The 15,735-nt window shown below is 43.3% G+C and carries 10 protein-coding genes; 7 read left to right on the top strand and 3 right to left on the bottom strand.

Annotated elements, in window-relative coordinates; genetic code table 11:
- Position 1: 1 nt before the first annotated feature.
- Together FPZ43_RS16410 and FPZ43_RS16415 are read right to left on the bottom strand one after the other, a co-directional pair.
- Positions 2-2,773, bottom strand: a complete 2,772-nt coding sequence (locus FPZ43_RS16410; RefSeq protein ID WP_146383017.1) for a carboxypeptidase-like regulatory domain-containing protein — start codon at positions 2,771-2,773, stop codon at positions 2-4.
- An 8-nt stretch (positions 2,774-2,781) separates the two neighbouring features.
- Positions 2,782-5,541: a carboxypeptidase-like regulatory domain-containing protein gene (locus tag FPZ43_RS16415; protein ID WP_146383018.1), complete on the bottom strand. Its 2,760-nt coding sequence runs from the start codon at positions 5,539-5,541 to the stop codon at positions 2,782-2,784.
- Positions 5,542-5,770: 229 nt separating this feature from the next.
- On the opposite strand from FPZ43_RS16415, the gene pyrR reads away from it, so the two are divergent.
- From pyrR to FPZ43_RS16440, 5 genes are all read left to right on the top strand, one after another.
- Positions 5,771-6,322 (top strand): bifunctional pyr operon transcriptional regulator/uracil phosphoribosyltransferase PyrR, encoded by a 552-nt coding sequence (pyrR, locus tag FPZ43_RS16420; RefSeq protein ID WP_146383019.1) that lies wholly within the window; start codon positions 5,771-5,773, stop codon positions 6,320-6,322.
- Between the two features lie 96 nt (positions 6,323-6,418).
- Complete coding sequence (locus FPZ43_RS16425) at positions 6,419-7,342, top strand: aspartate carbamoyltransferase catalytic subunit (RefSeq protein ID WP_146383020.1); 924 nt, start codon at positions 6,419-6,421, stop codon at positions 7,340-7,342.
- A gap of 2 nt (positions 7,343-7,344) precedes the next feature.
- A complete protein-coding gene (locus FPZ43_RS16430) occupies positions 7,345-8,124 on the top strand; it encodes an SDR family NAD(P)-dependent oxidoreductase (RefSeq protein WP_146383021.1) in 780 nt (259 codons plus the stop codon).
- 96 nt (positions 8,125-8,220) lie between these two features.
- Positions 8,221-9,267 carry an endonuclease/exonuclease/phosphatase family protein gene (locus FPZ43_RS16435; protein WP_146383022.1) on the top strand — a complete coding sequence of 349 codons (1,047 nt, stop codon included), beginning with the start codon at positions 8,221-8,223 and terminating at the stop codon, positions 9,265-9,267.
- Between the two features lie 22 nt (positions 9,268-9,289).
- Entirely contained in the window at positions 9,290-9,934 is a 645-nt protein-coding gene (locus tag FPZ43_RS16440) for a hypothetical protein (protein WP_146383023.1), read from the top strand.
- A gap of 7 nt (positions 9,935-9,941) precedes the next feature.
- Here the strand turns inward: FPZ43_RS16440 and FPZ43_RS16445 are convergent, their stop codons facing one another.
- Positions 9,942-11,255, bottom strand: coding sequence for a flavin monoamine oxidase family protein (locus tag FPZ43_RS16445; protein ID WP_146383024.1), 1,314 nt, complete (start codon positions 11,253-11,255; stop codon positions 9,942-9,944).
- A gap of 150 nt (positions 11,256-11,405) precedes the next feature.
- Here FPZ43_RS16445 and FPZ43_RS16450 point away from each other — a divergent pair, with 150 nt between their 5' ends.
- Together FPZ43_RS16450 and FPZ43_RS16455 are read left to right on the top strand one after the other, a co-directional pair.
- Positions 11,406-13,715 carry a glycoside hydrolase family 65 protein gene (locus tag FPZ43_RS16450; protein ID WP_146383025.1) on the top strand — a complete coding sequence of 770 codons (2,310 nt, stop codon included), beginning with the start codon at positions 11,406-11,408 and terminating at the stop codon, positions 13,713-13,715.
- Positions 13,716-13,813: 98 nt separating this feature from the next.
- Complete coding sequence (locus FPZ43_RS16455) at positions 13,814-15,526, top strand: alpha-amylase family protein (protein ID WP_146383026.1); 1,713 nt, start codon at positions 13,814-13,816, stop codon at positions 15,524-15,526.
- The last annotated feature ends 209 nt before the right edge of the window (positions 15,527-15,735 follow it).

The following is a 15,735-nucleotide window of genomic DNA, read 5'->3' on the forward strand; positions in this document are numbered from 1 at the left end:
TTTACTGTTTTAATACCGCTTTTGGAGATATAGTTATGGATGTTGTTTTATAGCCGAAGTGTCCGTTAAAGTCCGCCCCTTGTACAGTAACGGTATATGTGGCAGGTTTATCGGCAGCGTAAAATGATATTGTTGCACGGCCGTCGCTATCTGTAAATACGTTTGGCTCCCAATGTATGGTTGATCGATAATCCGGTTCTGTTGTTTTGATATTGGGGAGATAGCGTGGCCTGTAAAAGTCCATAGGTAATTGCATGGGTTGCGGACGATATACAAAGGTACCCACCGGCGATTTTTGTAAAGGCCCCTGCCCGCCCCGTGTGGTAATGACCAGGTATGCCACCACATCATTTATGGCCGCGATATAACCAGTGTAAATGGCTATTTTCTTGGTATCGCTAACCATAGTAGCCTGTAAATAATTATTAAGATGGTCATAAAAGGAGTTAGGCCCGCTGTAAACAAAGTTTTGCGATACGCCCCGCCCGTCAACAATAATATCTCTTAAAAAATTTCCCTTGATAGAAAATACCCGATTTGCCGATAGTCTAAAAGGGCCACTGTAAAGGCCGGCACCACTGCCTGTAAGGTAATCAAATAGGGAAACCCTTTTGGCTTTTATCAATTCCTTTTCGCTTATTACTTGTTTAGGAGCAGCAAAAAAGCTACCTATCATCTTTGGCGATACTTTGCTTTTTATCACTACTTCATTAAGCAGTTCTCCTTTGATTTCCCCGGCTTTTATGCGCTCAAACTTTTTAGCCTGTTGCTGGCTAACAACCGCGTAATTTATCATTGTGCTATCCGGATTGACTTGCCAAGGCATAATTTGGCGTGTTGGTAAGCTAACAAGTTTAGCCGGCTCAAAGTCGTCGAATTGCAGGTTTGATCCTGACGAGCCGCCCCGCTTTGTTCTGAGTTTAACAGTGTAGGCTGCAGTATCGCTGAGCGGTAAATCTGTGAATGCAAAGCGGCCTTGCTCGTCGCTAACAGTATCTAAAAGGAGAAGCTCTCCATTGTGGGCAGACATCAGCACAACTTTAACACCTGACGATGGTTTACCAAACAAACCCGTAACCTTACCTCTAACACCATTGTCGGTTTCAGCTATAAAACTTTGTTTAGTATTTGTGTTATCCCAATTAAATCCAACCCATCCTTGTGTTAGCAATAAATTATCTAAAGCTTTAACTGTTTCCTTGCTATTATCCTTAAAATACCAGGCTGCATTTTCAACGTACCCCTTCAAGTTGGCACTTAGCAGCATATGGCTAAAAATATTGTCTGAATATTTAGCCAGTTTTACAAGATCATCGCTGGTAACGCTTACCGAGAGGTTTCCACGGACAGATTTTCCCATGTTGTCACTAACATGCAGATTGATAGCTATACTATCTTTTGGATGTAGCGTAGTGTTATTTGGGTGTATATCTATATTAAGTTTACCTGTCGGGTTGTCGATAAAAATCAGTCGTTGTGTTAATAGTTGATTGTTTGCGTTTAACAAAGCCAATTGATTTATTCCTTTCCCAAGCCGGTTTTTAGGGATGCGAACGTTATAAAAACCATTCGTTAGCTCTATCTCTGTAGCATAGCAAACGGAGTCGCGTATTTGCGTTATAAAAACATAGTGATTCCTCGCCAAATCAGGTGTAGCTGAAACATACAGGTACACAGAATCAGGATTTACGGTATTCTCAACCCGCATAACAATGCCTGACTCTTTTACTTTTGGCAACGTTATCCGCCTCGTATCTCCGTTTGGTGATGATAGTACGGCAGTATAGCTTTCTGCGGCATTTGGCACCAGCATGAAACTGCCCATTCCAAATTTAGCTGATGAAAATTGTGTTATAGTTTCATTTTTGTTGTTTACAATTATGCCTTTTACATCCTTACCTAAGCCATCTGTACCAACTGCCTTAAACGCAACCTTATTTAAAAGCCCGGCAACCAAATAGCCACCCTCAGGCAAAAATTGCACATCTATACTTTGAGGGATATCTAAATTTAGTGGAAATGTGATGTGTTGCCGTTGATTTTTAGCCTCACTGATATCTACCGAGATACCACTGCCTGTTCCTTCAGATTGCAACCTGAAACTGAATTTAAATTCGCCATTTTGAGATGTTGTTAACCTGTTTTTTAAAATGGTTTTGCCGCTACCACTTACTTTTACTTCAAGAGGTTGGTTCGCAACAGCTAAATTGCCCTGCATGGTTTTAAGCCTTCCAGTTAACTCTATTTCGGTACCATCAGGTAAGTTTGTTAAGTTAACGGTATTTGTCAATAGCCACGATGAGTTTCCCGGCTTACCGATATAAAAGCGTGTAGTAAAAAAATTGTCGTACCCGAAATTTTGCGACCAACTGGTATATGCCCTTAAGGTATACGTGCCGTTATTGATGATGTCTTTTTCCAGCGGGATATACCCTTGCCCCGTGCCGGAAATCAAGGGTATAGTAATTTGTTGTATTAATTTACTACTGTCATTAATTAGCTCTACATGTAATTTGGCGCTCTTAGATGTAGGCATGTTATCAGCAGCCATAACTATATAGGCTTTAAACCATACAGTGTCGCCTACGGCATAATAAGGTTTATCAAAATGGAGATAAATTTTTTCGGCCGGATGCTTATCGTAATATGCTTTGGTCTCAGCTATTAAATTTTTCAGCCCGTGGGCAGCATTGGGCTGCGCACGGGCTGAAATTGTTATAGCAAGTGCAAGGATGAGTGCAATAAACTTAAAATAACAGCATTTTGCAGGCATATACTTGTTTATTGCGTTTGCCTTGGTTGTACTTTAATCTTGGATGTATAAACGCCAAACCGTCCGTTTAAATCCGTACCCTGTACATTTATGGTGTATGTGCCCGGTTTGTCGGCCGTATAAAAGGATAACGTTGCTTTTCCGTTAGCGTCAGTAACCATGTTAGGCTCCCAAAATATGGTTGAGCGAAGGTCGGGCTGGCCGGTGTTTTCGTTAGCTGCGTAGCGGGGCTGATAAAATTTCCTCGTAGTTTGGAAAGGTAAAGGATGATATACATAAAGCCCCCTTGTTGGCTTTATCCATGGGCCGTGACCACCACGGGTAGTAATAAAAATTACGTTAATAACAGGGCCGTACAATTTGATGCTTTTAACGCTCGATGCAGGTACGTAATTTAAAAGCTCTTTTATGTATGCCATAGCTGCGCCGTTCATGGGGTCTGTAAAGAAGGTTCCAAACATTCCTTTCAAACTTATATTGTCAACAAAAATATCATCGACAGCTACTTGGTTTATCACGAAGCGCGAGTATCCCTGGTCAACAGGCCTGCTTGAAATGTTATTTGCAAAAAACCTTGCTTCCCTAAAGCCTCTAAGCCTTATGTAAATTAAATCCATCAGCGTTTTATCGCCTGCGGCAATCAATTCTTTTTCGTCAATGCCATCAATCTCCCTCAAAAAATTGTTATTAACCCTAACGTTCTTTTGGCCATTGATAATTACTGTTTCCAGTTGATTAATGCCGTTAAAATTAGTTTTCCGTTTTTCGTGGAAAGCCTGGTTCTGGCTAAGTAAATAATTGTTTACAGTTGTATCATTTGATGCGTAAAGTGGTGCAAACGGCTTTTGTACATCTGTATAAGCTGCGGGTTTAAAATCATCGATGGTAAACTTGGCGTTTGTATTTTTACCCTTACTGTTTTTAAGCCTGAAGGTATAACCAATTGTATCTGAAATGGGCAGGTTATTAAAGGCAAAGTACCCATCTTTATTACTAACAGTATCCGCAAAAAAAGCCCCGCCGCCGGTGGCAACTAAATAAACTTTGGTATCAGCCACAGGCTTATTTAATAAATTGGTGAGTTTCCCTGTAATTCCGTTAGTAGGCTCGGCCGCGAAAACCGGCTCAGTTAAAGGCGCGGTTATTTTATCCCAACTGTAGCCAACCCAGGCCTGGGTAAGCATTAAATTATCCAGCTGCCTTTTTACCTCAAGAGTGGTATCTTTAAAATACCATGCAGGTGTTTCGATATTGCCTTTCAAATCTGAAGTAAGCAATAAGTTGCTCATAATGTTGTTGGCATATTGTTGCTGCGCAACCTGGCTATCATCCGTTACAGAAACGGAGAATGATCCTGTAACCGGCTTATTAAGTTTATCGGTTACAGATATCGTGAGAGCTACGCTGTCGCGTGTGCTGTATTTTGAAAGGCTTGGGGCAACATTAATAGCCAAGTTGTCTGGTTGTTCAATAAAAACAGCACGTTCGGCCAATGGTTGCGCATCAGCGTTGAGTAACGAAAACCTGACAACGCCGGCAGGGAAAATATTTTTAGGAATACCAACGCTAAAACTGTTTTTATTAAAGGTTACCGGGGCCCCGTAAAAAACCTGGTCTCTGGATTGGCCTATCAGCATTGCTCCCTGTGGGATAGTGGTGTTGTTGCTGTTTAAATACACAAACACCGAGTCGCGATTGGTAACACTGTTGGCGCGCATAACCACTCCCGAAGATTCAAGGGCCGGTAGCGATACTGTTTTTTGCGTGCCGTTAAATTTTATAATTGCTTTATAAGTTTCTGCAGCCTGCGGTACAAATGAAAAGCTGCCTATACCTTTATATTGCGACTGCAATGTACTAACCGGTTTGTTTTTACTGTCGACAACTACACCTTCAACATCAACACCCAAGCCGTTTTGGCCAATGGCTTTAAAACCTATACGGTTATACAAACCCGCAACCATATTGCCACCTTCGGGCATAAATTGAAGATCAACTTCTTTATTTAAAGCGGGATATACCGGGATACTTGCAATTTGCTTTTTGCTTACAGCATCTCTGATTAGTACAACGACATTATCGGCATTTGCAGGTATGTTAAAATTCAAATCGATCTTCCCGTTGCTGCCGGTATTTTGCTTCGACGACGAAATTTTCTTACTTCCTTGGACTACCTGTATGTCGACGTTTTTCGATATGATAGGTTGTGCTTTTATGTTTGTAAAATCAATAGCCATACCAACGTTTGTGTTGGTACCCTGGGGTTTTATACTTTGCTTAGCATTAAAAAGCCAGCCATTGTTGCTTGCATCGCCAATATTAAATTGCTGATGAAAAAAATACTCTTCCCCAAAATTACGTGTCCAGCTGGTGTAGGCACGGACAGTATAATTACCTTTCCATATAGTGGCAGAATCCATCGCCAAATATCCGGCTGCCAAACCATTGTTAACAGGTAAAGCAAATCTCTTAATTACCTGTGCGCTATCATTAAATAATTCAATGTAAAGTTTTGCGCTAAGCTTAGATGGCGCATTGCCCTGGCCATTTGTAACATATCCCTTAAACCAGGCTGTGTCATTTACAGCGTAGTAAGGCTTATCAAAATGCAGATATATTTTTTCTGAAGGCTTTTTATTATAGAAGCTTTCAACTTGTTGAACTGTTTTTTTTACGCCTACCAAGACGTTACTTTGCGCTAAGGCGTTAAAAAACAGTGTTGTTAAAATTGATGGTAAAAAGATGCGCAATAAGGACGACTTTTTCATAAATGTGATAATGTTACAAGGTAAACAAATTTAGGGGTTTATAGTAGGAGCTAAAAATCAGCCCAAAGTTTAACGCACCTAACGTTTTTCATGAAATTTAGATGAAAAATATTTACAGTGGTAATTTTCAGAAATCTTTTCTGGTAGATTGCACCCTTTAACTTGAAAAGCAAAAGGCCGCCCAACAAAATCAAAATAATTTTTACCTTTGCCCAAATCCACCCAAACGATGCAAAATCTAACGCTGCTGGACGGTCAGAAATTTCAAATCACAATTCAGCGTTTATGCCGGCAATTAATAGAAAATCATAACGATTTTTCGGGCTCCGTTTTAATTGGCATCCAGCCAAGGGGCATTTATTTGGCAAAACGTGTGGCCGAAGAATTACGCAAAATACTTCCCGATAACAAAATAGAGCAGGGCGACCTGGACATAACTTTTTACCGTGACGACTTTCGGAGGCGAGAAAGCCAATTGGTGCCTAACCAAACCAAGATTGATTTTATTATTGAAGGCAAAAAAGTGATCATGATGGATGATGTTTTGTGGACAGGTCGTACCATACGGGCTGCTATGGATGCCATGCAGGCTTTTGGCCGCCCCGCAAAGGTTGAGCTGCTTACGCTGGTCGATCGCCGGTACTCACGACATATTCCGGTGGCTGCCGACTATGTGGGTATCGAGGTGGATTCCATCGCATCGCAAAAAGTTGTAGTGAGCTGGAAAGAAACCGATGGTGAAGACAAGATCGTTCTGGTTTCGGAAAGTAAAGAAGAATAGGGTCACGGTAATAACGAGCGTCATTGCGAGGTACGAAGCAATCTCCCGATAGATTAGCCTAAAGCGCAATGATATGATTTTATAAGTAAATACAAAATGGCTTTAAGCACACGGCATTTATTAGGTATTAAAGATTTAAACAGGGCAGATATCGAGCTGATATTTGAAACGGCCGATAATTTTAAAACGGTTTTAAATCGCCCGATAAAAAAAGTGCCTTCACTGCGCGATGTCACCATTGCCAATATATTTTTTGAAAATTCTACCCGTACCCGCCTTTCCTTTGAACTGGCTGAAAAAAGGCTTTCAGCCGATGTGGTAAACTTCGCAGCTTCGTCATCATCGGTAAGCAAAGGCGAAACCCTGATAGATACAGTGAATAACATACTGGCCATGAAGGTTGATATGGTTGTTATGCGCCATCCTTATGCCGGTGCGGGCATATTTCTATCCAAGCATGTAAAAGCACAAATTGTAAATGCCGGCGATGGTGCACATGAGCACCCTACACAGGCGCTGCTTGATGCTTTTTCGATCCGCGAACGCTACGGCGATGTTGCCGGTAAAAAGGTGGTTATCGTCGGTGATATTTTACACTCCCGCGTGGCGTTGTCAAACATACTTTGCCTTAAACAGCTGGGTGCCGAGGTTATGGTTTGCGGGCCTACCACGCTTATTCCAAAGTATATTGGCGCTTTGGGCGTAAAAGTTGAGCATGACCTGCTTAAGGCACTTAACTGGTGCGACGTTGCCAACATGCTGCGCATTCAGTTGGAGCGCCAGGATATCAAATACTTCCCTTCGCAGCGCGAATACAGCATGCTTTACGGCTTAAATAAGCAGATACTCGATGGACTTGACAAAGAAATCACCATTATGCATCCCGGCCCTATCAACCGTGGGGTGGAAATAACCAGCGATGTTGCCGATAGCAAGCAATCCATAATTCTTGACCAGGTTGAAAACGGTGTAGCCATCCGTATGGCGGTACTTTACCTGTTGGCAGGCCAAGCCGTTTAAGCATGAAAAAGCTCGGCGGTAAAGTTGCATTGATAACAGGAACCGAGTCGGGCATTGGGCATGCCATAGCCGTTGAGTTTGCGCAACAGGGTGCTGATATTGTGATTACTTACCTGAACAATTCTGAGGCCGCTGCCGAAACCCTTTTGGCCGTGCAGCAAGCAGGTGCGAAAGGTGTAATAGTCCAGGTTGACGTAAGCAATGAGCAATCTGTCGATGCGTTATTTGATGCTGCACTTCAATACTTCCCTCAAATACATATTTTGGTTAATTGCGCAGGTGTGCGCAGTACCGATAAATATATCCATGAAGTTAGCGTGGCCGAGTTTATGGCTACCCTTAACACCAATTTGGTGGGCACGTTTATGTGCAGCCGCAAGTTTATACAACACCGGCTGGCCAACGGTGGGCTGGGGCGTGTTATTAATATCAGCTCAGTTCATGAGGAGGTTGTGAGCCCCGGTAAGACTGATTATTGCGCATCAAAGGCGGGCATACGCGGGCTAAGCCGTGCGCTGGCCATGGAAGTTGCCGATAAGCAAATCGCAGTAAATAATATTGCGCCCGGCATGATTTTAACGCCAATGAACAAGCGCGCGTTCGAAGAGCCCGAGTACCGGAAAGCATTGGAGCAACGCATCCCCTCCAAAACATCGGGCATGCCGCAAGATGTTGCAAAGGTGGCCGTGTTTTTGGCATCAGACGATGCCGCTTACATTACAGGCACCACGCAGGTTGTAGACGGCGGCCTTTCGTTGAGCAGGGCGCAGGGGGCTAAATAAGCTGCTGAAGCTCAAAGTTTCCTAAAGCCTCAGAAAACAATACTTCTATATAGCGGTTTGCAATCTGATAAGTTGCCAAGTCCGAATCTTATACGCATGAATATTTTCCTGATACTCTTTACGGCGTTACTGCTCTCTTTTACCTTGTTGTCTGTTACCAAGAATCAATATTGGGTATTCAGGGTTTTTGACTATCCGCGATTGCAAAAACTGGTTTTATCTGTGGTTTGCGCGGCGTTAATCATCAGCTTTTACAACGGCGATGCTTTAGTGAAGTGGGGAATGCTGGTGCTGCTTTTAGCCAATATAATTTACCTTGCTACCCAGGTTTTACCCTTTACCCCGGTTGGCCGAAAGCAAGTTTTAAGGACCTTTACAGATAAGCCCGGCGATTCTATATGTGTTATGATAGCCAATGTTTATGAAGACAATACCAATAGCAAAGGTTGCCTTAACGAAGTGCATAAACATAAACCCGATGTGCTGTTACTATTGGAGACCAATGCCCGGTGGGATAAGGAAACCAGCAGCCTTAGTAGTGATTACCCCCATAGTGTAAAGGTGCCTTTGGATAATACATATGGCATGCTTTTTTACTCGAAATTGCCGCTTAGGGATGCAAAAGTGAATTATTTGGTTGAAGATGATATTCCATCCATCAATACTAAAATAAAGTTGAGAAGCGGACGCGAGGTGGAGCTGTTTGCCGTGCATCCTACACCGCCTGTGCCAAATGAAAATCCGCGATCCACCGAACGGGATAAGGAACTGCTGATAGTGGCCGACATGGCAAAAGCATCAAAACTACCTGTTATTGTAATAGGCGACCTCAACGATGTGGCCTGGAGCTACACGACAGAGCTGTTCCTGAAAATGAGCGGCCTGTTGGATCCTCGTCGCGGGCGTGGCTTTTTTAATACCTTTCATGCGCATTACCCTTTCCTCCGATTTCCGCTGGATCATGCTTTCATATCAACGGATTTTAAACTCAGGGGAATAAAGCGCCTGAATAACTTTAATTCAGATCATTTTCCTATCTATATCAACCTGCAATACGAAGCCCAGGCCGAGCATCAACAGCAGTCAATGCAACCCGACGCGGAGGATATTGAAATGGCCGAGGAAAAAATGGCGGCGGTGTAGGGGTAATAAGAGCTAAAAATATATGGGCAAGAATTTTACTTTATTAATTTTGATTTTACTTGTTAGCTTCAATGCAATAGCTCAAGACTTAAAACATTATCATGATAGTGAATTAGTAAAAGTTATGGATGGTTTTCAGTATGACTCAGCTAAAGTTTACAGCATTAACTGTCAATTTGATGATATTGCGCCGCTGACTATAAGTATTGATACGCCTGCGTTATATCTTCAAAAATATCACTCAAATAGTTCTTTAAGTAAGGGTAAATTATTGAAAAGTAGGGATTCAAAACGATTGAAAAATCTAGTTAAGAATATTTGGAAGGACACTTATGCAGATGATCCAATAGGAGTTTTTATTCCGGCGATCAGCGTAATTTTTTTTAAAGGGGATGAAATTGTTGGCAATTTAGAGTATAGTCCTGCTTCTTTAGGTTTGACTTTACAAATCAGAAAAAAAACAACACTAATTAAAGAGGAGTATTGGTCTGTTGTTGGGTATAAAATGATATTGTATTTTGATAGCTTATGTAAAAGATATCAATTAGAATGTTGTGACCATGAAAAGAGTGTAAAGGCAATTTACCAACGAAACAAAACTGACTATGAACGAAGCAAAATAAAGTTGTCAATTAAACGTTTTCTTGACAATGGAAATCTGAATTAAACAATCCTCACTTTACCACCACCAAATCATTTATCTTATTGCCCACATCCAAGCCGCTGCTAAGGGCGGCTTCGACGGTGCCCATGGCGGTTCCGTTGTACAAATATTCACCGGCAAAATAAATGGTGTCTTCAATAGTTGTGTTTAGTAACTGCCGTGCCTGGGGCGCTTCAACGGTATCGTAACCGTATGATCCGCGGGTAAAAGGGTCGGCGGTCCAGTTCATGATGCGCCGGGCTATCAGTTTGCCTTTCAGCGCTTCAATATCCAGCTTGTAAATATTAGCTAATGATTGTAAGGCCTTTTCCAGGATATCCTGCTCGGACAAGTTCACCAGGTCGGCCGCCATTGGCCCGGCAACCCAGCCGGTAAGCACGTTCGATTCGTCGGGCGCTTGTGTCCACCAGGTAGGCACAACTTCGTCGCTGAACAAATAGCCCATTTGTTTAACGTCTTCTCCCGCTAACGCCTCCGCCTTTTTATCAAACCAAAAAGCGTCTGTAAACTCAAGCAGCAATTTGATAACCGAGCCAAAACCCATTTGCTGTATAGCTGAGGTGTAATTTTCAATCGCCGGTTCAAAAGTTATTGAAGCTTGTTCATTCATGGTTTGCAATACACCAAGGGGCATAGCTATAATCAGTTGAGCAGCTTGGTAAACTTTACCATCCTGCGTAGTAGCTTTAACAGCGCCTTTTTGCCATTTGATGTTCTTCACTACAGAACTCAACAAAATCTCCCCGCCATTTGCCTTTATCTCACTATTGAGATAATTAATTACTGCACAATACCCGTTATCAACGCGGTATTGCGCATCCATATCCTCATTTTGCCATTCGTTGCGCATGGCAAAAGCACTGGCTTTGCGGGCGTCGGCTGTATCATAGCCCGACACATATTTCCATACGCCATCGCGTAGCGCAGCATATTTGTCACCGGGGAAATGCTGATCCAAAAAATCGGCTATATTGGTATCTTCCTGCAACTCTTCAAGGCGAGTTATCAGCAGGTCCCAATTATCAATAACCATGGCATTTTCATGGAATTGCCCGTTTTGGTAGCGCCACATTTCGCCGCTTGCTTGGCGGTACTCAATATTGGCCTCTTTAAGCAGCTGCAACGTAACGGGTAAATCGCCATGAATAAACTCGGCACCCAGCTCAATCTGGCTAAAAAATGAAGAATTGTTTATGGTGTAAATGCGCCCGCCGGTACGGTTGCGCGCCTCAAGCACGGTAACCTGCTTGCCGGCATTGGCAAGTGTTTTGGCAGCCATCAAGCCGGACGCACCGGCACCGATGATCAATACTGAATTTTTCATAGATAGGTAATGCAAGATAAAGCTAATAGTTGTAAGCTGCAAATTGCGGCTTTTGCATAAACATATTTAAAGGACTTTATCTGCTTAGTAATGGTTTAAATAGATACTTTAGTAAAAACTAAACGGCCGCTTTGCGGTACAAACAATAGCATGAAAAACTATTTTAAGGTTGACGAGTGGAAGATCATTGAAGAAGGTTTTGATCCTGAATATAACAAGGTTGCCGAAAGTGTTTTTAGCCTGGGCAATGGCCGCATGGGGCAGCGTGCCAACTTTGAGGAAGCTTATAGCGGCGAAACCTTGCAGGGCAATTACGTTGCAGGTGTATATTATCCTGATAAAACCCGCGTAGGCTGGTGGAAAAACGGTTACCCCGAATACTTTGCCAAGGTGCTTAACGCCGCCAATTGGATAGCTATTGATGTTAAGATTGGCGATGAGCAACTCGATTTGGCGAAATGCGAAATTATCGACTTTAGGCGTGAACTGAACATGAAAGAAGGCTACCTGAGCCGCAACATGGCTGTGCGAACCGCTTCAGGGAAAGAGCTTAGGGTTGAAAGCACGCGCTTTTGCAGCATTGTTGATGATGAGGCAGGTGCTATAGCTTACACCGTTACCGCATTTAACTTTGATGGCGTAATAACCTTAACAACGTTTATTGATGGAGATATTGCAAATGCCGATGCCAATTACGACGAAAAGTTTTGGGACGAAGTTAGTAAGCAAGTAAACGGCGACAGCGGCGTTTTGCAATTGCGTACCAAGAAAACAGGATTTGAAGTTGCTACCGCTATGAAGGTTTCCGTATTGCAGGGCGGGTATCCAATTAATTTCTCGGCCAATCCGGTACGAAAGGAAAAATACATTGGCCTGGAGATAAAGATAAACGCTACCCGCAACCAGCCGGTTACCTTGTTTAAATATGCAGCTAACCTGTCCTCGCAAAATTATGAAAAGCAGGAGCTTTCTGCAAAAGCGTTGGATACTGTAGAGCGCGTGAGTGAAAAGGGTTTTGCTATCATGTTAAAAGAGCAAGCCGAAGCATGGGCCGAGAAATGGAAACACAACGATATTTTAATTGAGGGCGACGCTGCTGCACAGCAAGGCATCCGCTTCAATATATTTCAGCTTAATCAAACTTACACAGGGGAGGATGATCGCTTGAACATTGGCCCTAAAGGTTTTACGGGTGAGAAATATGGCGGCAGCACTTACTGGGATACCGAGGCTTATTGCGTGCCGTTTTACCTGGCCACTGCCGAGCAGAAGGTATCCCGCAATCTACTATTGTACCGTTATAAGCAATTGGGCAAAGCTATTGAAAATGCGCAGCTGCTTGGCTTTAAAAACGGTGCTGCCCTTTACCCCATGGTTACCATGGATGGTATCGAATGCCATAACGAGTGGGAAATAACTTTCGAGGAGATACACCGTAACGGGGCCATTGCCTATGCCATGTTCAACTATGTACGCTACACCGGCGACGAGCAATATTTAACCGATTATGGATTAGAAGTGCTGATAGCCATATCCCGTTTTTGGGCGCAAAGGGTAAACTGGTCCGCGCAAAAGGAGCTATATGTAATGTTGGGTGTAACTGGCCCAAATGAGTACGAAAACAACGTCAACAATAATTGGTACACCAGTACCATAGCAGTTTGGTGCTTGAAATATACGCTTGACGTTATTGAAAAGGTAAAGGCAAAAGATGCGTCAAAATACGCTGAACTCGCTGCCCGTATCAATTTTGATGAGCAGGCCGAAACGGATAAGTTTAAAGACATCATTGCAAAAATGTACCTGCCGTATGACGATGAATTGCAAATATTTTTACAGCAGGACGGCTTTCTGGATAAAGAACAGACACTGGTTAAGGATCTGCCCGAATCAGAACGTCCCCTGGTAAAAAAATGGAGCTGGGACAGGATACTGCGCTCGCCATTCATTAAACAAGCCGACGTATTACAGGGTCTTTACTTTTTTGAGGATGATTACGACCTCGAAACCATCCGCCGAAATTATGATTATTACGAACCGAGAACTGTTCATGAATCTTCATTGTCGCCGTGCGTGCATTCGATTTTAGCAGCCAAATTAGGCGATGTTGACAGAGCCTATGAGTTTTATTTGCGCACCTCGCGCCTGGATATTGATGATTATAATGATGATACCGAGGATGGCTGCCACATTACGTCCATGGCCGGCACCTGGATGTCGGTAGTGCAGGGTTTCGGGGGCATGCGCGTTAAAAATGGGCAGTTGTTGTTTAACCCGCTGTTGCCGCCCAAATGGAACGCTTTTTCGTTTCATATCGGTTTCAGGGGCGTGCTGCTTAATATTAAAGTAAGTAAAGAGGCTGTTGCTATAACCAATACATCTGATAGGGATATCGAAGTATCGGTTTACGATGGACGTTATTTTATAAAAGCGAATAGCGAAGAAGTGATCAAAAAATAGCTTTGTCATTCTGAGAAACGAAGAATCTGATTGCAAACATTTCAATCGGCGAGTAGATGCTTCACTGCGTTCAGCATGTCAAATTAAAATATTGAAAAATGTCAACCAACCATAAATTAACCATATATCAGTTACTGCCTCGTTTGTTTGGCAATACAAATACAACCAATAAATTTTACGGGTCGGTGCAGGAGAACGGGGTGGGTAAATTAAACCATATAACGGACACCGCCTTGCAATCGATAGCCGAAATGGGATTTAGCCATGTTTGGTACACCGGTGTTATCGAGCACGCTACCATGACAGATTACTCAGCCATCGGAATAAAGCCCGACGACCCGGACGTGGTCAAGGGCCGGGCCGGTTCACCCTATGCTATCAAAGATTATTATGACATCGCAACTGATCTGGCTGTCGACGCGGAATTTCGTATCTCGGAGTTTAAAGAATTGGTTGGCCGTACCCACAAAAACGGCATGAAGGTAATTATAGACTTTGTGCCCAACCATGTGGCGCGTACCTACTCGTCTGACGTTAAGCCCGATGGCATGCGTGATATAGGTGAAGATGATGACACCAGCCTGGCGTTTAGTCCGCGAAGCGATTTTTACTACCTGCCCGGCCAGCACTTTGTTGCACCGGCTGAGTATAATCCCGGCGGCGATGAACTTACATCGTCATTAAAAGACGGCAAGTTTGACGAGTACCCGGCAAAAGCTACAGGCAACGATGTGTTCAACGCCGAGCCATCTGTAAACGATTGGTTCGAAACCATCAAACTTAATTATGGGATCGATTATTTGAACGGCCGTGCTACCCACTTCTATCCCGTTCCCCCGTTGTGGAGCAAAATGCTGCATATTTTAACCTATTGGGCACAAATGGGTGTTGATGGTTTCCGTTGCGATATGATAGAAATGGTCCCAGTTGAGTTTTGGGCATGGCTCATCCCGCAACTGAAGGCGTCATTCCCCGGCCTGCTATTCATTGGCGAAGCATATAACAGGGAGCAGTACCGCAACTATATACACAATGGTGGTTTCGACTACCTGTATGATAAGGTTGGCCTTTATGATACCATCCGTGGGCTTACGTGCAATCACGATGGTGCCAATACCTGGCAAATAAATGCCGTAATTAACCATGATACCAAGGGTATAGACGATCACATGTTGCGTTTTATGGAAAACCATGATGAGCAGCGTATTGCAAGCCGTTTTTTTGCCGGCGATGCCATGCTGGCTATACCGGGCATGATTGTAAGCGCAACATTGTCTACCGGCCCGGTAATGATTTATTCGGGGCAGGAGGTGGGCGAACCCGCCTTGGGTGCCAGCGGTTTTAGCGGCGATGATGGCCGCACCACCATATTTGATTACTGGGGCGTTCCCGAACTGCAGAAATGGGCCAACCATGGGAGTTTTGACGGTGGGCAACTATCTAAGCAGCAAGTGCAGCTGCGCAATTTTTACAGCAGCCTGCTAAACATCGTTAAAAATAATGAGGCCATACACTCGGGCGAGTTTTATGAATTGATGATGGCTAACGAGCACCAGCCGGGCTTTGATACCATGCTGTACCTTTTTATTCGATATACTGCCCAAAGCCGCGTGTTGGTAGTAACTAACTTTAGTCGTAACTGCCGGGAACTTATTGTTGAAATGCCAGTTGATTTATTAGGCCGCCTGGACATGTCAGGTGCAACAAAGTTTACAGATTTGTTGAGCGGTATTACTTTTGAAACCGCTGATATTTATGATGGCGTAGCACTGCAAATTGAACCGTCAAATGGTTTAATACTGCGTTTCTGATGTAGCAAGAAGATTACACTGTTGCAGCCGCAATTTTGTGGAATATTTTTCCGGATGTGCGGAATTTACTTACCCGGTTTAAGAGGTACATTTATCATTTACAGGCATATTTAATCGGTAGGTTATCAGTCTATGGTAGCTAAGTAAAATATATCGTGACAGTTAAGTATAAGTGTGCTCTAAACTATTATCTTTTCCCGATAAAACCG

The organism is Mucilaginibacter pallidiroseus, from assembly GCF_007846085.1.
Taxonomy (GTDB): domain Bacteria; phylum Bacteroidota; class Bacteroidia; order Sphingobacteriales; family Sphingobacteriaceae; genus Mucilaginibacter; species Mucilaginibacter pallidiroseus.

What these genes read in the sequence shown, in the direction of transcription:
- FPZ43_RS16410 (WP_146383017.1), bottom strand. Translation starts at nt 2,773, where the DNA reads ATGCCTGCAAAATGCTGTTATTTTAAGTTTATTGCACTCATCCTTGCA.
- FPZ43_RS16415 (WP_146383018.1), bottom strand. Translation starts at nt 5,541, where the DNA reads ATGAAAAAGTCGTCCTTATTGCGCATCTTTTTACCATCAATTTTAACA.
- pyrR (WP_146383019.1), top strand. Translation starts at nt 5,771, where the DNA reads ATGCAAAATCTAACGCTGCTGGACGGTCAGAAATTTCAAATCACAATT.
- FPZ43_RS16425 (WP_146383020.1), top strand. Translation starts at nt 6,419, where the DNA reads ATGGCTTTAAGCACACGGCATTTATTAGGTATTAAAGATTTAAACAGG.
- FPZ43_RS16430 (WP_146383021.1), top strand. Translation starts at nt 7,345, where the DNA reads ATGAAAAAGCTCGGCGGTAAAGTTGCATTGATAACAGGAACCGAGTCG.
- FPZ43_RS16435 (WP_146383022.1), top strand. Translation starts at nt 8,221, where the DNA reads ATGAATATTTTCCTGATACTCTTTACGGCGTTACTGCTCTCTTTTACC.
- FPZ43_RS16440 (WP_146383023.1), top strand. Translation starts at nt 9,290, where the DNA reads ATGGGCAAGAATTTTACTTTATTAATTTTGATTTTACTTGTTAGCTTC.
- FPZ43_RS16445 (WP_146383024.1), bottom strand. Translation starts at nt 11,255, where the DNA reads ATGAAAAATTCAGTATTGATCATCGGTGCCGGTGCGTCCGGCTTGATG.
- FPZ43_RS16450 (WP_146383025.1), top strand. Translation starts at nt 11,406, where the DNA reads ATGAAAAACTATTTTAAGGTTGACGAGTGGAAGATCATTGAAGAAGGT.
- FPZ43_RS16455 (WP_146383026.1), top strand. Translation starts at nt 13,814, where the DNA reads ATGTCAACCAACCATAAATTAACCATATATCAGTTACTGCCTCGTTTG.